This window comes from Bacillus horti, assembly GCF_030813115.1.
In the GTDB taxonomy this organism is placed as follows: domain Bacteria; phylum Bacillota; class Bacilli; order Caldalkalibacillales; family JCM-10596; genus Bacillus_CH; species Bacillus_CH horti.
Genome location: NZ_JAUSTY010000005.1, coordinates 12,194 through 33,535 on the forward strand (window position 1 = coordinate 12,194; position 21,342 = coordinate 33,535).

22 protein-coding genes are annotated in these 21,342 nt (G+C 40.3%); 21 read left to right on the forward strand and 1 reads right to left on the reverse strand.

Annotated elements, in window-relative coordinates:
- The first annotated feature begins 577 nt into the window (after positions 1–577).
- From trpE to aroA, 9 genes are all read left to right on the forward strand, one after another.
- On the forward strand, positions 578–2,125 hold the full coding sequence (gene trpE, locus J2S11_RS06735) for an anthranilate synthase component I (protein ID WP_307392638.1): 1,548 nt from the start codon (positions 578–580) through the stop codon (positions 2,123–2,125).
- Entirely contained in the window at positions 2,118–3,149 is a 1,032-nt protein-coding gene (gene trpD, locus J2S11_RS06740) for an anthranilate phosphoribosyltransferase (RefSeq protein WP_307392640.1), read from the forward strand. Before trpE ends, trpD begins: the two co-directional genes overlap by 8 nt.
- Positions 3,139–3,924: an indole-3-glycerol phosphate synthase TrpC gene (trpC, locus tag J2S11_RS06745; RefSeq protein WP_307392641.1), complete on the forward strand. Its 786-nt coding sequence runs from the start codon at positions 3,139–3,141 to the stop codon at positions 3,922–3,924. Before trpD ends, trpC begins: the two co-directional genes overlap by 11 nt.
- Positions 3,917–4,723, forward strand: a complete 807-nt coding sequence (locus tag J2S11_RS06750; protein ID WP_307392643.1) for a phosphoribosylanthranilate isomerase — start codon at positions 3,917–3,919, stop codon at positions 4,721–4,723. The genes trpC and J2S11_RS06750 overlap by 8 nt, the downstream gene beginning before the upstream one ends.
- Positions 4,692–5,909, forward strand: a complete 1,218-nt coding sequence (gene trpB / locus J2S11_RS06755) for a tryptophan synthase subunit beta (RefSeq protein ID WP_307392645.1) — start codon at positions 4,692–4,694, stop codon at positions 5,907–5,909. The genes J2S11_RS06750 and trpB overlap by 32 nt, the downstream gene beginning before the upstream one ends.
- Positions 5,906–6,739, forward strand: coding sequence for a tryptophan synthase subunit alpha (trpA, locus tag J2S11_RS06760; RefSeq protein ID WP_307392647.1), 834 nt, complete (start codon positions 5,906–5,908; stop codon positions 6,737–6,739). The genes trpB and trpA overlap by 4 nt, the downstream gene beginning before the upstream one ends.
- Before the next feature lie 93 nt (positions 6,740–6,832).
- On the forward strand, positions 6,833–7,924 hold the full coding sequence (gene hisC / locus J2S11_RS06765) for a histidinol-phosphate transaminase (RefSeq protein WP_370875484.1): 1,092 nt from the start codon (positions 6,833–6,835) through the stop codon (positions 7,922–7,924).
- A complete protein-coding gene (locus tag J2S11_RS06770) occupies positions 7,921–9,024 on the forward strand; it encodes a prephenate dehydrogenase (RefSeq protein WP_307392653.1) in 1,104 nt (367 codons plus the stop codon). The genes hisC and J2S11_RS06770 overlap by 4 nt, the downstream gene beginning before the upstream one ends.
- Before the next feature lie 83 nt (positions 9,025–9,107).
- Positions 9,108–10,448 carry a 3-phosphoshikimate 1-carboxyvinyltransferase gene (gene aroA, locus J2S11_RS06775; RefSeq protein WP_307392654.1) on the forward strand — a complete coding sequence of 447 codons (1,341 nt, stop codon included), beginning with the start codon at positions 9,108–9,110 and terminating at the stop codon, positions 10,446–10,448.
- A 351-nt stretch (positions 10,449–10,799) separates the two neighbouring features.
- Here the strand turns inward: aroA and J2S11_RS06780 are convergent, their stop codons facing one another.
- On the reverse strand, positions 10,800–11,084 hold the full coding sequence (locus J2S11_RS06780; protein WP_307392656.1) for an AbrB/MazE/SpoVT family DNA-binding domain-containing protein: 285 nt from the start codon (positions 11,082–11,084) through the stop codon (positions 10,800–10,802).
- A gap of 393 nt (positions 11,085–11,477) precedes the next feature.
- Between J2S11_RS06780 and J2S11_RS06785 the strand changes: the two genes are divergently transcribed.
- From J2S11_RS06785 to J2S11_RS06840, 12 genes are all read left to right on the forward strand, one after another.
- Positions 11,478–12,062 (forward strand): RNA polymerase sigma factor, encoded by a 585-nt coding sequence (locus J2S11_RS06785; RefSeq protein WP_307392658.1) that lies wholly within the window; start codon positions 11,478–11,480, stop codon positions 12,060–12,062.
- Between the two features lie 8 nt (positions 12,063–12,070).
- Positions 12,071–12,694, forward strand: coding sequence for an anti-sigma factor family protein (locus J2S11_RS06790; RefSeq protein WP_307392660.1), 624 nt, complete (start codon positions 12,071–12,073; stop codon positions 12,692–12,694).
- Positions 12,695–12,834: 140 nt separating this feature from the next.
- Positions 12,835–14,082 carry a tetratricopeptide repeat protein gene (locus J2S11_RS06795; RefSeq protein ID WP_307392662.1) on the forward strand — a complete coding sequence of 416 codons (1,248 nt, stop codon included), beginning with the start codon at positions 12,835–12,837 and terminating at the stop codon, positions 14,080–14,082.
- A gap of 73 nt (positions 14,083–14,155) precedes the next feature.
- The gene (locus tag J2S11_RS06800) at positions 14,156–15,220 is read left to right on the forward strand and encodes a hypothetical protein (RefSeq protein WP_307392664.1); all 1,065 of its coding nucleotides are present in this window, start codon (positions 14,156–14,158) and stop codon (positions 15,218–15,220) included.
- 87 nt (positions 15,221–15,307) lie between these two features.
- Positions 15,308–15,859 carry a ReoY family proteolytic degradation factor gene (locus J2S11_RS06805; RefSeq protein WP_307392666.1) on the forward strand — a complete coding sequence of 184 codons (552 nt, stop codon included), beginning with the start codon at positions 15,308–15,310 and terminating at the stop codon, positions 15,857–15,859.
- 190 nt (positions 15,860–16,049) lie between these two features.
- Entirely contained in the window at positions 16,050–16,502 is a 453-nt protein-coding gene (locus J2S11_RS06810) for a DUF2487 family protein (RefSeq protein WP_307392668.1), read from the forward strand.
- Between the two features lie 149 nt (positions 16,503–16,651).
- Positions 16,652–17,152 (forward strand): Rieske (2Fe-2S) protein, encoded by a 501-nt coding sequence (locus J2S11_RS06815; protein WP_307392670.1) that lies wholly within the window; start codon positions 16,652–16,654, stop codon positions 17,150–17,152.
- A gap of 15 nt (positions 17,153–17,167) precedes the next feature.
- Positions 17,168–17,839: a menaquinol-cytochrome c reductase cytochrome b subunit gene (gene qcrB / locus J2S11_RS06820; RefSeq protein ID WP_307392672.1), complete on the forward strand. Its 672-nt coding sequence runs from the start codon at positions 17,168–17,170 to the stop codon at positions 17,837–17,839.
- A gap of 35 nt (positions 17,840–17,874) precedes the next feature.
- Positions 17,875–18,678: a menaquinol-cytochrome c reductase cytochrome b/c subunit gene (locus tag J2S11_RS06825; protein WP_307392674.1), complete on the forward strand. Its 804-nt coding sequence runs from the start codon at positions 17,875–17,877 to the stop codon at positions 18,676–18,678.
- 127 nt (positions 18,679–18,805) lie between these two features.
- Positions 18,806–19,420, forward strand: a complete 615-nt coding sequence (locus J2S11_RS06830) for a DUF1405 domain-containing protein (RefSeq protein WP_307393263.1) — start codon at positions 18,806–18,808, stop codon at positions 19,418–19,420.
- Positions 19,421–19,654: 234 nt separating this feature from the next.
- Entirely contained in the window at positions 19,655–20,533 is an 879-nt protein-coding gene (locus J2S11_RS06835) for a sporulation protein YpjB (protein ID WP_307392676.1), read from the forward strand.
- 65 nt (positions 20,534–20,598) lie between these two features.
- Positions 20,599–21,270 (forward strand): zinc metallopeptidase, encoded by a 672-nt coding sequence (locus J2S11_RS06840; protein WP_307392677.1) that lies wholly within the window; start codon positions 20,599–20,601, stop codon positions 21,268–21,270.
- Positions 21,271–21,342: the final 72 nt, after the last annotated feature.

Below are 21,342 nucleotides of genomic sequence, written 5' to 3' on the forward strand. Positions count from 1 at the left end.
TGAGAGTATCCAATTTTTTATTCTTGACGTGACCGCGTGTATTCAAGTAGAATAGCAGAAAGTTAGTCTAGACAATAAGTTAGCGTGTGTTTGTATTTATTAATGTGGAAGAAGCTTAGAGTGTTAGCCTTGAGAATAGCTGAGTAAATAATTAGCCTTAAGATAGTAGCTGAGTAGAGATCATTAGTAATGACCTCAAGAAAGTCTTTGATGAACGTTATCAAAGTGAGTAAAGAATAGTTATTGAATGAAAGTCATTCATGAAAAATGATAGCCGAGAGTTTAGTTTAGCGGAGTAGAGAATGAGCTGAGGAAAGCTGAGATGAGTGGAGAGGCAGAGATAAACAGGGCTGCTGTCCTGTTTTTTATTTTTCAGAAAAATAGAGAGTATCATATGAAAGTGGTATAATGCTTGCTTGAATAAGAATTTGATAGCTTATTCAAGTGTCTAACCATTAAGATATTTTAAATTTTTCTGCCCCCAATATTGTTATAGCTTATAAACCTAAGCTGCTTTCAAGTAGTCTAGGTTTCCTCATCCATTCCTCTTCGATTTCAAATTGAAGGGGTGTTTCTAATGTCGTTTTATCCTTCCTTATCCTATGTTCAAAATTCCTATCAGAAGTATTCTATGATCCCCATATGCTATAAAATCTGGTCTGATCAAATGACTCCCATACGATTGTTTCAAAGGCTAAGAGGGGAGCATTCCTTTTTGCTAGAAAGCATTGAAGGTGGCGAAAAATGGGCACGTTACTCCTTTATCGGAAACGACCCTGACTTTATTTTTACGGTTAAGCAGGGAAAAGCTGTTCTGACCCATTTCTATCCTGAGAGAAAAGTGGAGGAGGTAGATGGAGAGCCTTTAGCTATTTTAAAGCAGCTTCTTAAGACTTATCAGGTTCCGCAGCTTGACGGTGTTCCAAGGTTTTCTGGTGGAGCTGTTGGGTTTATTGGCTATGATGCCATTCAGCTTGTTGAAAGTCTTCCTGAGCACGTCATTCAGGATGGGTTCACTGATGATATCAGGCTGCTTTTTTGTAGCGAAGTGATTGCTTTTGATCATTTGCAGCAGGAGATTATTTTTATTTCTCATCTTCAATTGCAAGATCCCCTCAGCAGCGAGCAGGTTACTCAGCATTATCACAGAGCATGCCAACGTTTATTAGAAAAGATAAATTCAGTGCTTAAGCAGGATGAAGCTGAAACATTAGACTTCTTTCAATTGCCACAGCATAAGTCAGAGGTTGATTGGAGTCAGGTCCAATCAAACATGGGGAAGGAGGATTACTTACGAGCGATTGATCAGATCAAGGAGTACATTCGAGCAGGTGATGTATTTCAAACGGTGTTTTCTCAGCGCTTTGCTGTTGAGCTGAAGACAGATCCGTTTAACGTTTATCGAGTCCTGAGAACCGTTAATCCTTCACCTTATCTCTATTATCTTGATCTTGGAGACGACATGATTTTAGTAGGGAGCTCACCGGAGCGCTTAGTGCAGGTAGAGGGAAGGAGAATTGAGACAAATCCTATAGCGGGAACGAGAAAGAGAGGGAGAACGATGGAGGAGGATCAACAGCTTGAGAAGGAACTCCTTCAGGATGAGAAGGAAAGAGCTGAGCATCATATGCTTGTTGACCTTGGGAGAAATGATGTGGGGAAGGTAGCTAAGTATGGAACAGTGAGCCTACCAAAGCTTATGGAAATCGATCGCTTTTCTCATGTTATGCATATTGTTTCAACCGTTGAGGGGGAGCTTAGAGAGGATGTTGATGCTGTGGATGCTCTGTTCTCCTGCTTTCCTGCAGGAACAGTTTCAGGTGCTCCTAAGATAAGAGCGATGGAGATTATTGCTGAGCTTGAACAGTATGCTCGAAAAGCGTATGCGGGAGCGATCGGTTATTTTTCCTACACTGGAAACTTAGATCACTGTATTGCCATTCGGACGATGGTGGTGAAGGAAGGTATAGCCTATGTGCAGGCTGGAGGAGGTATTGTAGCTGATTCGGTTCCTGAGCTTGAATGGGAGGAAACAAGAAGTAAAGCTAGTGCTATGCTAGTAGCTATCCAGCTGGCGGAGCAGCTATTTGAGCAGAAGAAACAGGAGGTTAGAAGCTATGCTTAAAGAGACGTTAAGGAAACTAATGGCTCATCAACGTTTGGGGCGTGGAGAGACGTATGAGTGCATGAATTTGATTCTTGCTGGAGTGGCAACGCCAGCTCAGATCAGTAGCTTTATTTCCATTCTAAGTTATAGAGGAGTGGATACGGAGGAGCTAATTGGCATGATTCAATCCATGAGGGATCATGCTCTGCCCATCTATATGGACAACACAGATCCGATTGTGGATACGTGTGGAACAGGAGCTGGTGGAGTAAAAACCTTCAATGTTTCTACAGCAAGCGCTCTAGTGGCCTCTGCCTCTGGACTGCGTGTAGCCAAGCATGGCAATCGTGCTGTCACTAGTCAGACAGGGAGCGCTGACGTGCTTCAAGAATTAGATATAAGTGTAGACTTAACACCTGGAGAGATTAAAAAGGCGTTAGATCAGAACAATATGTGTTTTATGTTCGCGCCTATTTACCATCAGGCCATGAAATTTGCTGCAACGACACGTAAAGAAATTGGTTTTCGTTCAATTTTTAATCTGTTAGGACCGCTTACAAATCCTGCTGGAGCCAAGCAACAGGTGATCGGGGTTTTTGATCCCCAGTATAGTCTGAAAATGGCGGAAGCCCTTCACGAGATGGGCTCAGAGCATGTCCTAATTGTACACGGACAGGATGGGTTAGATGAGTGTACGATGGCCACAGAAACACTAGTGACTGAATTGATGGATGGACAAATAACCAGCTACAGCATTGCTCCTGAGAGCTTTGGCTTGGAACGTTCTTCTTTACATGCGATTCAGGCAAAATCCCCTCAGGAGAGTGCACAGATCATTCGTGAGGTGATTAGCGGAAAGCGGGAGGATGTAGCTAAGGATATCATTTGTTTGAATGCAGGAGCAGCTCTTTACGTGGGGGAAAAAGCAGGCTCCATAGGGGAAGGAGTACAGTTAGCCCAGAAGCTTGTAGAAGAAGGGCACGTATTAGCACATTATCAGAGGCTAGCTCAGGCACAAGGAGAGATGAAGCATGCTTACTAAAATCCTAAGTACGAAGCAGGAGGAAATTAAGGAGCTATACAGCAGGAAGTATGGGTTTAAAGGTACGACTAGGGCACGGGCTATCCAAAGCTATCCTTTTGTTGAAGCACTCCAAAATCCAAAGCATACCGTCGCTCTAATTGCTGAAATAAAAAAGGCCTCACCGTCAAAGGGATTAATTCGTTCGGAGTTTGATCCTGTCCAGCTTGCACTTGATTATGAAAGAGCGGGAGCAGATTGTCTTTCAGTTCTGACGGATCGTGATTATTTTATGGGAGATCCAGAGTATATCTGGAAGGTTAAGGAACAGGTTCAGTTGCCGATTCTACGCAAGGATTTTATTGTCGATCCTATTCAGGTAGAGCAAAGTGTAGAGCTCGGGGCAGATGCAATCCTGCTAATTGCTAGAGCTTTAAGTCTGTCTCAACTAGAGGAGCTCTATCTACAAGCAACTGAGGTAGGGCTAGATGTACTGATTGAGGTTCACAATAGGGAGGAGCTTGTCGGTATATTAGCTTTAAAAGAAAAAGGGATTGATCTTAAGCTAATAGGAGTTAACAATCGTAATTTGGATACCTTTGAAACTTCCATAGAGGTCACTAAGGATTTACGCTCTATGATTCCAGAAGGTGTGCTATGTATCAGTGAGAGTGGTATTCAATCTAAGCAGGATATAGTAGAGCTAAGCCGAATCGGTGTACATGGCTTTCTAATCGGTGAGCATTTTATGCGTCAGGAGAATATTGTTGAAGCGGTAAAGAGGCTTTATGAGTAGAGCACAGCTTAAAATTTGTGGTAATCAAAGTTGGGACGATCTAAAGGTTTTACAGACATATGGCGATCAAATTAATCATGTAGGGTTTATCTTTACGAAGCAAAGTAAACGGGTTGTTTCAGCCGAGCAGGTTAGTAGCTGGCTTGAGGAATACCCTAGTTTACTAGAAAAGGCAGTAGCTGTTTTCTTGAATCAGGAAGCTGATGAAATACTTCAGATCCTTGGACAAACGGGGATACAAACTGTTCAGCTTCATGGAAATGAATCACTAGATACAGTAAACGAATTAATTGAAAAACATAGATTTGAAATGGAAAAGAAGGGATACAAAGGTACGCTTAGTATATGGAAGGTTCTTCATGTGCACACAGATGTTATGAAGCGATGGGATGCTACTCATAATCAAGGAATAGAGGAGGTAGGTGAACAAGCTTTTGTCCAAAAAGTAGAGCAGCTACAACAAGATATTCAGACCTGGGTAAATCATGTAGATGCTTTTTTGTTAGATACTCAGGTGAAGGGAAGCGTTGGTGGAACAGGTATGCGTTTCGATTGGAGAATTCTACCACTGTTAGCTGATTTTATAGAGCAATTGTCGGATAAGAGCAAGCCACTTTGGATTGCAGGTGGGGTTCGACCAGAAAATGTGGAAGAGCTTATACAAGGATATGGTATAAGAGGAATAGATATAGCTAGCGGTGCAGAGGTTAACGGGAAGAAGGATGCTTTGATATTGAAGCGGCTAATTGAAAGGATGGGTGAGGAAAATGGAACAGGAGCAGTTATTAAATCAACCTAATGCACTTGGAAGATTTGGGAAGTTTGGGGGTAAGTTTGTACCTGAAACGCTTATGCTAGCGCTAGAGGAGCTGGAGGAAGCATATCAAGAAGCCATAAAAGACCCGGCATTCCATGAGGAATACATGGAGCTATTGAGAGAGTACTCAGGTAGACCAACCTCCCTGTATGAGGCAACACATTTAAGTCAGTTTTGGGGCGGAAAAGCAAAAATCTATCTAAAGCGTGAGGATCTAAACCATACAGGTGCGCATAAGATTAATAATGCGATTGGTCAGGCTTTGTTAGCCAAAAGAATGGGCAAAAAGCATATTATAGCAGAGACAGGTGCAGGTCAGCATGGTGTAGCTTCAGCAACGGTAGCTGCACGCTTTGGTCTTAGCTGTAAGGTCTTTATGGGTCAAGAGGATATGGAGCGTCAGTCTCTTAACGTATTTCGGATGAGGCTGCTTGGAGCAGAGGTGGTGCCTGCTGTATCAGGCTCACAAACATTAAAAGATGCTACCAATGAAGCGATTCGTTATTGGGTGTCTAAGGTGAAGGATTGTTATTATCTGATCGGTTCTGTTGTTGGTCCACATCCATATCCCAAAATGGTGCGCGATTTCCAGAGAGTTATTGGTGATGAAACAAAGGAGCAAATCCTAAAAAAAGAAGGGAAGCTTCCCGATCAAATTATTGCTTGTGTGGGTGGAGGGAGCAACGCAATTGGGATATTCCATCCGTTTATTCAAGAGACGTCAGTAGAGTTAATTGGTGTTGAAGCAGCTGGACAGGGGGTAGGTACACCTTTTCATGCCGCCACTATCACCAAAGGAAAGATTGGTGTGATGCACGGAGCCATGACGTATGTGTTGCAGGATCAGGAGGGACAAATCCTTGAGGCACATTCCATTTCAGCAGGCTTAGATTATCCTGGAGTTGGTCCTGAGCATGCCTTCCTAGCCCAGCAAGGCAGAGTATTGTATCAAAGTGCTACAGATCAGGAGGCACTAGAGGCATTACAGGAGGTATGTCTTACAGAGGGAATCTTACCAGCCATTGAAAGTGCTCACGCTTTGGCTGAAGCTAAGAAGCAGGCGATGGACGCCAAAAGTGGTCAGATTATCGTTGTTAACCTATCTGGACGCGGTGATAAGGATGTGCATACATTACAGCAGTATCTTGGAAAGGGGGAAGAGAAATGAGTGTGATTCATCATTCCAGTGTTCAGTCCATTGAATTAGCCATTAGTGCTAAGAATGAGCGGGGTAAACCAGCGTTTATTCCATTTATTGTAGGTGGGTATCCGTCGATAGATAGGACGATTGATATTGCTCTTACGCTACAAGATGCTGGTGCTGATATTCTTGAGCTAGGAATTCCGTACTCAGACCCTTTAGCAGATGGTCCAATTATTCAACAGGCATCCAAAGAAGCACTTGAGGAAGGGATGTCTTTATCTGCAGGGATTAAGCTTATTAAACAATTAAAAGCAGCTGGCGTACACATTCCAATCCTCCCTTTTTGTTATTATAATCCTATTCTTCAATATGGACTAGATCGCTTTGTTAAAGCTACTAAAGAAGCGGGGGCAAGTGGTGTGCTTGTTCCTGATTTACCCTTTGAGGAAGCCGGAGAGCTTAGAAAGGTTTGTCAGGAGCACAGCTTTGCTTGTATTTCTCTTGTTGCCCCAACATCTGAACGGAGAATACAACATATTTTACAGGAAGCAAGTGGCTTTATTTATTGCATTTCTTCCCTTGGGGTAACAGGAATTCGTGATCAATTTGCAGAGGAGATTGAAGGCTTTTTATCGGTGGTTAAAGCTTCGGCTAAGGTACCAGTAGCGGTAGGATTTGGTGTTTCAAGAAAAGAGCAGGTCCAGTACCTTAAGAAATTTGTAGATGGTATTGTGATTGGTAGTGCAATTGTTAAGCTGGTCATTGAACAGAAGCAACAGCTTTTGAATGATCAGACAAAGCAAAAAGCGTTAGAAGTAATAAAAAGATTTGTGCAAGAATGCTTTTCAGAGTAAGATAGTAAGAAATAATCTTTTAAAGCAATAAGGATAGAGAAAGAAAAAGAGTCATTTGACTTCTTAAAGCTTATAGGAGAGGTGTAGGAAATGCTGAAAGCAAAAGCACAAATTTCTGGATTAGCGGTTTACCAGCCAGGCAAACCGATTTCACAGGTGAAGCGAGAGCTTCAGTTAGACACTATTATTAAATTGGCTTCTAATGAAAACCCTTATGGTGCTTCACCTAAAGTGCAGGATGCGTTGGTACAAGAAGCGGCAAATTTAGCTTCATACCCGGAAGGGGATGGCTATCAAATTAGAGAGGAACTAGCTGAATTCTATGGTGTAGAGAAAAATCAAATTATTTTTGGAAACGGTTCTGATGAAATCATATCTTTTATTACTAGAGCATACCTAGATTCCAATTCTAATACGGTTATGGCTACGCCAACATTTTCAGTGTATAAAACAAATGCTGCGATTGAAGGAGCAGAGGTTATTGAGGTTCCCTTAAAGGATGGTACTCATGATCTGGCAGAGATGAAAAAAGCGATCACAGAACAAACAAAGGTCGTTTGGGTCTGTAATCCGAATAACCCCTCTGGAACGTATGTGAAGGATTCAGAGCTTAAAAGCTTTTTGCAAGCTGTGCCAAATGATATTTTGATTGTTCTAGATGAAGCGTACTATGAATACGTAACTGGACAGGAGTACCCGGATTCATTAACGTATCTACAGGAATTTCCTAATGTACTGGTGTTGCGTACATTTTCTAAAATATATGGTTTAGCTAGCTTGCGCATTGGATACGGTATTGGAGCAGCTGAAGTGATTGATGCACTTAATCGTGTAAGAGGTCCTTTTAATACGAATAGAATGGCTCAAGCAGCAGCTTTGGCAGCTCTTGGGGATCAGGAATACGTAGAGGATTGCTGCAAGCTGAATCAGTTTGGGAAGGAACAATTCTATGAGGCATTAAAAGAAATGCAATTGTTCTATTACCCAACAGAAGGGAACTTTATTCTCATTGACGTTCAGCGAAAGGGAAATGAAGCGTTCGATTATCTCCTTCGTCAAGGTATTATTGTTCGCTCAGGGGAAGCTCTTGGATTCCCTACCTTTATTCGTGTAACGATTGGAACGAAGGAGCAGAACGAAAAGGTCATTGAGGCACTGAAGCAGATGGTACGTGTTTTATCATGAAACAGGTGACAATGATAGGAGTAGGGCTGATCGGAGGCTCCGTAGCCCTTGCTCTTAAAAAATTCCATGGAGATCAGCTTACAGTCGTAGGATTTGACCAGGATTTTTCTCAGCTTCATTTAGCGGAATCATTAGGTGTGATTGACCGTGGGTCTGAATCGCTTGAGGAGGCTATTGAGGGAGCTGATTTTGTTTTTTTATGTGTACCTGTACAAACTCTTGGAGAGCTGCTCAAGGATGTTATGCTTTCTTCACGACTGAAGGAAGGAGCTATTGTGACAGATGTGGGAAGCACTAAAGGAGATGTCGCTAAAATTAGTCAGCAGTTTTCATCCTCAGCCATATTTATCGGTGGGCATCCAATGGCAGGGTCACATAAATCTGGCGTCGTCGCTGCTCAGGATAGACTTTTTGAGAACGCTTATTATGTACTCACACCTGAAGCTCATGTGCCTCGCTCGAAGGTGGCGGAGTTAAAGCAGCTTCTAGTAGCAACAGAAGCACATATTGTAGAAATGACTCCTGAGGAGCATGATCAAGTAGTGGCTACCATAAGTCACTTTCCTCATCTAGTAGCTTCTGCTCTAGTGGGACATGCTCAGTCTTATGAGGAAGAAAACGATTGGGTTTTAAGGCTTGCAGCAGGTGGGTTTAAGGATATTACAAGAATAGCCTCTAGTAATCCAAGAATGTGGAGAGATATCACTTTAAGCAATCAAGACTTTTTGGTACAGCAGATCAAGGATTGGCAGAAGAGGATGGATCAGGTTCTTAAGCTTGTTGAAGCGGGAGAGCCAGATCAAATTGAAGAGTTTTATGCTAAGTCAAAATTGATTCGAGATGGGATCGCTGATCGTAAACGTGGAGCTATACCGGCTTTCTATGATTTGTATGTAGATGTCCCCGACCATACTGGAGTTATCGGACAAATTACTACACTTCTAGGGATATACAGAATTAGTATCACAAATATTGAGATCTTAGAAACCCGAGAGGATATATTAGGAGTACTCCGCTTAACATTTAGGCATGAAGAGGACCTTGAGAAGGCTAAGGAATTAATTGAGAATGCACAGTATAAGGTATATCGTAGAGACTAGTGCATTCTTTATTTAAACCTCCAGCTTTTAAAGATAAAATAAATAGACTGAATAGAATGGATCGAGTAAGGAGGAATGATTAAGTGAAGGAATCGCGTAGCTCAAGGTCTCCTTGGGCTTTCTCAGCAGAGATACATGAAGCGTTTGTTTCCCCAGTAAAAGCTCCAGTACATGGAGCCATCAATGTACCAGGATCTAAAAGCTACACAAATAGGGCGCTAATTATTGCTGCTTTAGCAGAAGGTACGTCAACATTACGAGGTATTTTGCGTAGTGATGATTCCTATTGGTGCCTAGATGCATTAAAAAGACTCGGAACAAAAATATCGATTAATGACGAAGAAGTTGCCATCAAAGGAACAGGCGGACGTTGGCCTGTGAAGGAGGCAGAGTGCTTTATTGGTTCGGCAGGTACAATTGCGCGTTTCCTCCCTGGTGCTTTAGCAATCTCACAAGGAGGAAGCTGGGTCGTAGATGGATCTCAACAATTACGCGACCGTCCGCTTTCACCACTCGTTGATGCTCTCCATGATTTAGGGGCTGAAATAGACTATTTATCCGAACAACAAGGACTCCCTTTGCAGATTAAAGGTACAGGACTAAGAGGTGGAGAAATAGAGGTTCCTGGAAACGTATCTAGTCAGTTTCTTAGCGGTCTCCTTATTGCTAGTCCATTGGCAGAAGGGACCGTTAAGATTAGGGTGGTCAATGGTTTGGTGCAGCCTTCCTATATTGGAATTACTGTTCAGCTTATGAGACAATTTGGAGCACAAATTGAACATAATGAGGATTATTCTGAATTTCATATAGAGCCAGGAGCCTACCGGGCTCAGGATATGACGCTAGAGGCTGACGCATCAACAGCCTGTTATTTTCTTGCGCTTGCCGCTTTAACACAAGGGGAAATGGTGGTTAAGAACGTAGGCTACCATTCTTTTCAACCGGATGCACAGTTTATTGATGTATTGGAGCTAATGGGCTGTGCTGTTGAGAAAACAGAAAGCTTTCTAAAAGTAATAGGACCAGAAAAACTTAAAGGGGGCTTCACGGTTGATATGAAGCCTATGTCTGACCAGGCTCTAACGATTGGAGCCCTTGCTCCGTTCGCCAATGCCCCGATTACGGTATCAAATGTGGCTCATATTCGTAAGCATGAGTCAGATCGCATTACTGTAATTTGTCAAGCATTACAGAAGCTCGGGATTCAGGTAGAGGAGCGGGAGGATGGTTTTACGATTTATCCGGGAGAGATGCAAGGGGCACAATTAGATCCTCATGATGATCATCGAAATGCGATGGTTTTTGGTCTAATTAGCACAAAGGTAGACGGAATAAGCATTTTGGACCCTGGCTGTGTGTCAAAGACTTGCCCAACCTTTTTCGATGAACTAAAACAACTAGGCGTTGACGTATCATTCAAATAGAATGCTAGAGTGAAAAAGAGCAATGTTTTAAAACTTTCAAAAATAATAGTTGACTTTCGGAGTGGAGAGTATATAATAAAAGTACAGTATGGTTTCTCTCCACTCCTATCCATAAATTGTATCGACTAAAGTCGATCCGTATATTGTAAGCCCTTTCATTTTGAAAAGGTCAATATACGGTCTTTTTTTTATTGAATATATTTTTATTGATTATATAAATGAAGTATCCTAAAACCAAGAAAAAAGCTAACGCAAAGCCACTAGAGCTCTTGACGTTAGCTTTTAATTTTATTTTCAGTTTCCCCGTTTATTATCAATTAATTAATAGTATCTAGTATTCGTGCTAATCTGTTATTCATCTAGCCCCCGACTTTTAAGTTCAGCTACAAGCTGCTGAACGGCTGTTGGGCTTAAGGTAAGTTTTCCGTCCGCTAAAGAAATATTCTCAGAGGTAATTTCCCCAGTAATGTGACACGCTTGTGTGGATTGGTATTTCCTTAAAATAATTCGATCTCCGTCAATAAGAATTTCCATCGGGTCCTTTTCAGCAATGTTTAAACCACCACGTATTTCCTTTGGAATTACTACTCTTCCCAATTGATCTAGCTTTCTCACTATTCCTGTAGACTTTAGCATCTGATAAACTCTCCTCCTCATAAAAAGTAGATTTACATACTTACGAGACCATAAAGCAATCTGATGTTTGTGTCAAACACTACCATTGATTTAAAAATTTTTCAAGCTAAATGTAAGCAATATCCTATTTTTAAATCATATCTATATGGTTTTACTCATACTAGTAGAATGGACTCAAAAAAAAGTGGTTCTCGCATATGGTGTAAATCAATAAAACATATACACACAAATAATGTGTAATATGCTATGATAATATGAAGGTCAATTTTTTAATAATATTTTTTTCTATATTATGGTCATAGTTTGAGTAATCCGTTCGAAACTTTTATTTGTTCCTAGCGTCTAATTATTTAAAGCTGGGGATAGTATAGAACTTATAGGGGGTAAGTCTCTATGAATGATTCCCAATTAATACGTGAAATTAAAGATGGTCAGGTTGAGCTATATGCTACCTTAATTGAAAGATATGAAAAGAAGATATATTCATTTATTCTACATATGCTTAAGCCTTATTCCTATGATTATTTAGCTGAAGATTTATGTCAGGAAACGTTTTATAAGGCTTATAAAAATATACAAACATTCCGAGATGTCGAAGCTACTTTTTCTACGTGGCTTTATACTATTGCAAGGAATACGGTTCTCAGTGAGCTAAGGAAAAGTAAGCATAAAGAAGTGTTTATTGAAGATAGTCATGCTACTCCGAAGGTTTCTCTTGAGAAGCTGCCTGAACAAGAAGTGCTTCGTTTTGAACGTGAGCATATGGTTCGAGAGGCCATTAATAGTCTTCCAGAAAAACAGAGATCTGCCTTGATCCTGAGAGAGTATGAGCAGTTGGATTATAAGCAGATTGCCCAGATTCTAGAGGCCTCTGTTAGCTCAGTGAAATCTTTACTCTTTCGAGGAAGACTGAATATTAAAAGTCAACTAGAACCTTATTTCTTCGAGCAGACGGCAACGGAGGGTAAAGAAGGGTGACATAGGCGATGAAATGTCAGGAAGTACATTCTCTTATCCAGCATTACTTTGAGGGGAAGGTAGATGAATACACGAAAATTAAAGTGCACCATCACTTGGCGCAATGCCCAAGCTGCACAGAGAATTTTCAAATGTGGAAGCGTGGAGATGAAGTCATTCAAGGCTCTCTTACCCCACATCAAGTTGCTAGCCCTTCTACCAAACCACAGGTAATGAGTCAGGTCATGGAGAGAATTAAACAAGAAGAGAAATGGGCAAACCCAACCGTTAAGAATGTTAGGTCGTATAAAAGAAAAACCAAGCGAGCCTTCACGATCGTTGCCTGTATGCTTATGTTATTTTTTGCTATTCTTGTTACTTCCACATTTATTCCACAGCAGGAAGTTGTTACTGAGGAGACTCCGTCTATAACAAATTCAGAGTTAGATCAATGGGAACATACGATAGTTATGAAAGAGCGTATTCAGGGTGTAGAAACCTCCATGAACTTCAATGTTGTAGCAAGTATTAGTGATCCGCTTATCTATTCTATGCCTGAAGAGGAGCAGAACGGTGTTGGCTACTCTTTGATTTTTTCCGTTTTTGGCTTGTTATGCATTATCATAAGTCTCAGCTGGATCACTCGAGTTTAATAGGTATGGGAAGGCTTCTAAAAAGAAGTCTTTTTTGTTTGTATATGTTTGTATATGTTAGTATAGGAAGATAAGAGAATAGGAGCTAGAGATACTATTGAAAAAAGTATTGTATGGCTAATAAAAAGGAGGGGGCACACTTGCTTGAAAATCAAGTTGAAGGAGCCTTTCGGCAAATAGAAGCAGGTCTGGTGGATGAAGGATTAAGTACATTAGCAAAGCTATTACATGATCCCAGAATGGACGATGAACTGAGGTTTGAAACAGCTCAATTTTACTATCAATTTGGCTTCCTTACTGAAGCGATTGAAATTTTAGAGAAGCTTTTACAAGCGTATCAGGGAGAGCCAGAGATTATTTTACAGTTAGCTGAGTTGTATATGGAGAATGATGATAATGATAAGTCTCTAGAGCTTCTAGAGAGTATTACTATAGATCAAGGTGATGATTACCTTAGAGCTATTCTGTTAACGTCTGAACTTTATATGATGGATGGACTATTTGAGGTGGCAGAAAGTAAGGTGAAAAAGGCTTTGGCTCTGTTTCCTGAGGAGCAGGTCCTTTATACAGCTTTAGGAGAAATCTTCTATCATCAGGAAAAATACTCACTTGCTGTTCTGAATTATGAAAAAGGCTCTGTCATTTCTACTTATGCCAGACTTGCTGATTGCTACGCTCATCTTGGTGAGTTTGAACGTGCGCTGGATTATTACAAAAAAGCAACTCTAACAGATAAAGGGAGTGCAGAGCTACTGTTTGGCTATGGCTTTGTTGCTTATCAGCTTGGTGAACTAGAACTGGCAAGCAAAAAGTTTACGGAGCTCTTAGAGCTAGATCCTTTCTATACATCAGCGTATTCATTATTGTCAGAAGCTCTAGGACAGCAGGGCAAAAGAGTTGAAGCGATTCATTATTTAGATCAAGGGATCAAGTATGATCAAACAAACCCAGCACTTTTCTATTTAAAAGGACTGCTCTTGAGACAGCAATCAGAGCATCAAGAAAGTCAAAGATGGTTACAGCAGGCACTAGAGCTCGACGAATCTAATACGCTAGTATTGGACGAGCTATTAGCTTTATATATGGATGTAGAAGATTGGGATAAAGCTCAAGAGACGATAGATAAACTATTAGATGTAGTACCTGAGAGAAGTGATATTTACTTGCAAAAAGGACGGCTAAATGAACACCTAGAAAGGTGGGAGGATGCGGAACAGGCGTATCGTCAAGCGCTTGAGCTTAATCCAGATTCAACAGACGTTCTCAATCAATTGGGATATTTGCTACGTGATGAAGGCAGATTAAATGAAGCTCTGGAGTATTGGCAGAAGTCTATACTGATAGAACCAGATCAAGACGAAATTGCTCAGCTTCTACAACAGGAATAAGCTTTATTCGAATAGTATATCTTTCATTAAATCACCTCATACTGATTATTAAAATAGTATGAGGTGATTTTTTATGAGCCTTTCAGAGTATCTTCTGTATAGAGATATCCAAGACCTAAATAAGATGGCAAATATTTATGAGTGTGAGTGTAATAGAAATTCAAAGCTGGAGCTGGTACAGGCTATTCATTACCAAATGCTTAATCGTTCATTTTTTTTGAAGTATGTACAGGAATTAGATGAATCTTTTATTGCCTTTTCTACATATATTATATTTCAACCTACTCGCATGTTCACAGTAGAGGATTTAATGGCAAAGGGGAGCTATATTTTGGCTCTATTCTCTAGTGAGATGAATCCTCGTAAATGGATCAGTCAATTAATGTCCAGTGGATGGCTTTTTCCTATTACTACAAAAAATCATATCCAGCTTGAAATACCCCTTGATTTATCTATTTTCTTACGTAAAGAATGGGGGAGCTATTGGCTTCGACTTATGCCAAATCAAACTAAAAGTCTGCCCTTTGAAGCAGTTAGAAGGAAGGAAGAGTTTGTTCTTGTCGCTGATCTTCGATTATTCTTAGCTAAACTGAGTGAGGAAGCATTCCCAATGACAGTCGATGGAAGTATTCATAAAAAGCCTTTACATGCTTTGCTATCCTTAATGTCTGTGCAGGAGGTTCCACTATCAGACAGTAAATGGAGATTTGGTTACGGTAGAAGATTTCCGCATTATCCCAATCGTTTTGCCCTTATTTATGATTTTTGCTTTCACAAGGGCTGGATTCAAGAGGATGGTGGCCAGGTCTATGTATCGATCTCAGGTCAACAAGAAGTAGAGGATATGTCTACTAAGGAAATTCTAGAGGATATTCGAGCCTATTGGCTAAGGGTTTATCGAAAACCAATTCCTTCCTTACCATTTATTACGACACTTATTCTGGAACTATGTAAAGATAGGTGGATTTCAGATTCAGATATGTTTCATGCATTGAAAAAGTGGTTAAAACAGTATTATTATGATGATGTGAAAGCCATATTTGAGCAACGCATTGTTCAAATGCTCATTCACCTAGGTTATGTTGAGGTAACGATTGATCCGGTAAAAGAACAACAATATATTAAATCCTGCGTCTAAATGTACAGTAAATCCTTTTTTCAGCACAAAAAAAGAAGGGAAATTTAAGAGGGTAGAGAATAAAATAAAGGATAAGGAGGGGCTTACATGCATCAGTTAGTATCAGTTGAAGCAAAGCGTACGTTTTTGGACTGGTTTTTAAATACATTTGAGCTACAGAAAAAAGAGTGTGCCTGGCTCCTTACCTATTTAAAATCTGATGATACTCTCTTAGAAAAAGTACGTTTTGTTGATGAGCTTATTCCGAATCAAAAATCGATTTTTATGTCGACCACCTGCACCTCGGATATTTCTTTTAAGTTCAATAAAAAGACATTTATGACAACTGATGTAGAAAGAGCTTTTCATGATATTCGCTTACATCCAGAGGAGTATATTTATTTAAAGCTAACGTTTAAAAAAGCAGAATCATCACCAGAATATGCAGCTGTACGGGAGGTAAATCCAATGGAGAAGTATAATACGACTTCAAATAGCTGGTATAGCCTGTTAGCAGAAATGGTTCTCGACGAAGCGATTGAAAAATATCAAAAAGAGCAATTATATCAGCAAATTGAAATGAGCTTGAAGCAGAATGATAAGGAGAGCTTTTTGCGATTAAGTAAGCGCTGGGCAAAGCTAAATGAGGGAGAGGCTTAAATGCTTGGGAATTTTATTTTACTTATGAATCAGTTATAATAGAGTAAGCTTTATTGTTGCACCCGATCATTAATGATCGGGTATTCTTTATACTATCAGAGTATATAAGTTTAGATGGAGATAGTACAAAAAACTAAGGCTTTCGCCAGGACTTGGGGATAGCCAAGATTTCTAGATGGAGGAGAGTATAATGAAGTGGGAATTAGGATCGATTCAAGAATATGTACAAGCAAAAGAGTACATAGATACAGCTATTATTCCACTGGTAACGATTGAGGCTGGGGAGAATTCCATTTCTTCAGCTCGGCAGGTGCAATACATAGTGAATCTAGCGAATCAAATCGAAGGGCAAATAAGGGGTAGGGCCATGCTTTTCCCGGTACTATCCATTGTACCGCGTTATACGGATGAGCAGTTGACGGAGCTTCTAAATGAATATGTCAAGCAACTACAGCAGGACGGTTTTAAAAATGTTGTTTTTTTGACACAAAAATCTTGGCTGGAGCAAAGACAGGTGAATGTGTCTGGCGATATACTTAGAGTGCAGGATTCTGAAGCTCAAAGTGTGGACGATTTGAAGGGCGATATTCTAAAAGAAGCAAAGCGGTTAACACAAACGTTTATTCAGATTTGGAATAGGTAAAAATAACAAATAACTTTGTTCACTTTGGAGCACCATAATCTTGACGTGAATTAGGTCTTAGGCTATTATGTAAGATGTCCTATGTATATGTCATTTTAATAATTATGTCCGTGTTGGACTTACTTTAGTTGTGTAGGGAGGTTAGAAGAATGAGCGACAAAGATCAAGGTGTATCAAGAAGACAGTTCCTAAACTACACGATAATGGGTGTTGGTGGATTTTTAGTAGCTGGAACGATAACACCCATGCTGCGCTTCGCCATTGATCCTGTTCTGAAAGCAGACGCTGCTTCGGACATGGTAGCTGTTGGAGACATCTCTGAATTTAGTTCAGAGCCACAGCGTAAGGATTTTACACTACCAGTTGTTGATGGGTGGGCTGAATATGATATGGGATTATCCGCTTGGATAAGTATTGATGAAGCTGGAGAAGTTCTGGCCTTATCACCAATTTGTACCCACCTAGGCTGTGCGGTAACCTGGGAAGGCAATGAATCACATCCTAATGAATATTACTGTCCTTGTCATGATGGCCGGTATACAAGCGATGGAGTAAATATTCCAGGTACGCCTCCAACTAGGCCGCTAGATACGTATGAGTATGAGGTAAGAGATGGAGTACTTTATTTAGGACAACCGGTACAAAGATGAGGAGGGCTGTAGAACATGTTAAATAAAATTTATGATTGGGTCGATGAACGAGTAGATTTGACCCCAATTTGGCGGGACGTAGCAGACCATGAAGTTCCAGAACATGTTAACCCTGCTCACCATTTTTCTGCCTTTGTATACTGTTTTGGTGGATTAACCTTTTTTCTTGTAGTTATTCAGTTCCTATCTGGGATGTTCTTAACAATGTATTACGTACCAGATATTATGAATGCGTATGAGTCCGTAAAGTATCTTCAGAATGAAGTAGCTTATGGTCAAATTGTTCGAGGAATGCATCACTGGGGAGCAAGCTTGGTCATTGTTATGATGTTCCTACATACACTCCGTGTTTTCTTCCAAGGCGCTTATAAGAAGCCTCGTGAGTTAAACTGGGTTATAGGGGTATCAATTTTTATGATAATTCTTGGATTAGGATTTACAGGCTATCTATTGCCTTGGGATATGAAAGCTTATTTCGCTACAAAAGTAGGATTAGAAATTGCAGCAAGTGTTCCATTTTTAGGTGGTTATATCGAAACTTTATTAGCTGGTGGTGGCGTAATCGGTGCACAGACGTTAGCTCGATTCTTCGCTATTCACGTCTTCTTCTTACCAGCTGCATTATTAGGGCTAATTGCTGCCCATTTCATTTTAATTCGTAGACAAGGTATTTCAGGACCACTATAAGATGGAGTTCTCTCCATAGATGAGGGGGGTAAAACATGGCGAGTAATCACGATAAAAATATTAAGTACGTAGGAGACTCTCGTATACGTGCTGAACGTACCCCGAATATCCCGAAGGATTATTCGGAGTATCCAGGAAAAACAGAAGCATTCTACCCCAACTTTCTTTTAAGAGAATGGATGGTAGGAGCTGTTGTTTTAGTTGGTTTCCTATGCTTAACTGCGGCACACGAGCCGCCACTTGAATTAGTAGCTGATCCGACAGCCGTCGGCTATGCTCCTGTACCAGACTGGTACTTCTTATTCTTGTTTCAACTTCTAAAGTATTCATACTTCGGTGGTCCTTACCTTGTATTAGGTACCATTGTCGTTCCAGGTATTGCTTTTACCGCTTTAGCTTTAGCTCCATGGTTAGACCGTGGTCCTGAAAGACGTCCTTCTAGGCGTCCGATTGCTACAGGATTAATGCTATTAGCTGTAGTTTCTCTTTTCTATCTAACATGGGCTGCTGCTGAAGATCATGACTGGTCACAAAGCGAAAGATATTCAGCGAAGAATGCTGCTGAAGGTCCACAAATTGATACAACGACAGAGGGCTATGAAATTTTTGCTCAATCATGTATTGGGTGTCATGGTGATCAATTGCAGGGAGCAGCTGGTGGACCTCCACTTAACAATGTAGGTGATATCCATAGTGCGGATGAGATTCGAGATATCATTATCAATGGATATGAGACGATGCCAGCAGGCATGTTTGGTGGAACAGATGAAGAGTTAGATGTTCTAGTTGATTGGTTAGCTAGTTTATCTGAAGAGAATGAAGGAAATACGGAAGAATAGAACAGAAGCAAGGCTGACTTGAGAGCAAGTCAGCCTTTTTTTAAAACGATACGTAAAAGGGTATTGTACATAGAGAGATGTGTAAAAGCTATCAAATAGAATTAGAATGAGGATGGGATATTGTTTGATGTATTATAAATCTTTTGTTGCTTGGCTAGGTACAAGTAGAATAATGAAGCTCCTATTTATCATTAATTTTCTAGGTACGATCTATGGCTATTATTGGTATAAGAATCAATTGGCACAGACCCCTTTACACTTGTGGCCATTTGTTCCGGACAGCCCTACAGCTAGTCTTTTTTTTACTGTTGTTCTTTTGGCGTTTATCTTGGGGGAAAGATGGCCGTTGATTCAGGCTCTGGCTGCAGTCACTTTATTTAAATATGGAATTTGGGCAACGGTTATGATTTTATGGAGTGCAGTGCTTGGGGCACAGCTAGGATTTGATCACTACATGCTAATGACCTCACATGTGGGGATGGCGATTCAAGCGATTCTCTATGCCTCTTATTTTACGTTTACGATAAAGCATCTTGCGCTTGCTTCAGCTTGGACATTGTTTAATGATTTCCTTGACTACACGCTACATATATTTCCCTGGGTTCACAGAAATCTGTATCCATACCTAGGATATGTTGCTGGCTTCACAGTAACGTTAAGCGTTATAAGTATTCTCCTCTTTTATTGGCTAGTATTGTACAAAGGAGGAAAAAATAAATTAGCGGTAAAGCTTGAAATATAGGAATCCTCTTCGGAGGTTTCTTTTTTTGTGGTCTTGGAAAGTATAAAACTTGCTACTATATTCTAATCATGTTTTATCAGTGTAAATAGTCAGTGAAGTGGTTGTCTGTAATGGAGGTTAAGCGCTGAGCGGCGGAATGTAGGAGAACCAACCACTTTTACTAAAAAATAACCAAATTTAGGTCTAAACTTGTCCTCGTGTCCATACTATGAAAGTAGTAGGGAGGGGTAGCAAATGAAAAGATCTAAGTTTATCTTGTATGTATCAAATATTCTGTTCCTTTTTATTGTTTTATATATTTCCTCAACTGTATTAGGGAAAACAAACTCGGGCTTAGATCTCCAAGTTGTTCAAGGGCAGCAAGGGGAGACTCAGCATGAAGAATGGCAGAGGCTTAATGAGCTAGCGTCTGAAGCCTTGACACTTGTTAGAAAAAATGATTTCGCTGCAGCGAGGGAGCAGGTAACCCAATTAGAAGAACAGCTCCTTAATCTTGAGCTAGGAGATTATGTTGAGAGGTTGGATCAAGCTAATTTATTGACGGGATTAGTTGTTCAGGCAAAATATGCTCTTAATCAAGTTCAACCTGATCCTAAAAATATTGAAAGAAGGGCGTGGCAGCTTAGACTAACCTTAGATGCCGTTTCTCATAAACAACAACCATTATGGTTAAATGCATACCCTTCACTCAGTAAGGCCATTGAAGATCTGCGTCAAACTATTGAACAAAATCAGCGTGAAGCTTTTTATAAAAAATTAAATGAACTTGAAAATATGTATCAGCTCGTTCGTCCGGCTTTGTTTGTTAGCCATAAGCAGGGGGTCGTTGAGCAGTTAGATTCTCAAGTGGCTTTTCTCACGAAAAATAGCTCTGAGCGTTGGAAGAATAAGGATCAAACACTGAATGTCCTTCAATCCTTTGAACAGCAATTAAAGCTGGCTTTCTTTCAAAGAACAAATCAGCTTCAATCTTTTATCTTTCTGTTGATCGGCTTTACTTCCATCATATGTGCTGTATTAGGCTATGTAGGATGGAGAAAATACAAAGGAGAACGTGATCAAAAGCAGCTCTCATGGAAACAAATATCAAGCAAGAATCAAAATATTGACTAACTCTGACCATTAATTCTATAATAGAATTAAAGATAGGATATATTCATAAGGAAGGAGGCAACACCATGATTTTTTTCTATACAATAATACCAGCTATTCTTCTTTCTCTGTACGCCCAATATAAGGTTCGGTCAGCTTATAGCAAATATTCGAGAATTGCCTCTTCATCACATATGACTGGTGCTGAGGTGGCAAGGAGAATTCTAGATACTAACGGCCTCTTTGATATTCGTGTAGAGGAAGTAAGAGGGCAGCTTAGTGATCATTATGATCCTCAAGCTAAAGTTGTACGGTTATCCACTGATAACTATCATGGCACAAGCTTAGCTGGAACGGCTATTGCTGCTCATGAAGTTGGTCACGCCATACAGGACTCTGAAGGTTATGCTTTTCTGCGTTTCAGACATGCTTTGGTTCCGGTTGCGAATTTTGGTTCAAAGGCAGCTTTTCCACTCATCCTAGCTGGCTTAATCTTTTCACAATTTCAATCGCTTTTACTGTTAGGAATAGTGTTTTTCTCCGCTGCTGTATTGTTTCAAATCATTACACTCCCTGTTGAATTTAACGCTAGTAGTAGAGCGATGCAGCTTGTGGTAGCTCAGGGCTTTATCAGGAACGAAGAAGAGCGAGGTACTCGCAAAGTGTTAGATGCCGCAGCTTTAACTTATGTTGCCGCTGCAGCAGCTGCTGTTCTCGAACTGGTAAGACTGATTTACATCTATCGTTCTTCTAATTAAGCATAAGAAATTTAGAGGTATATTCCAAAAGGGTATCCCTGCATACTGATTAAAGACCTATAGACAAAGAAA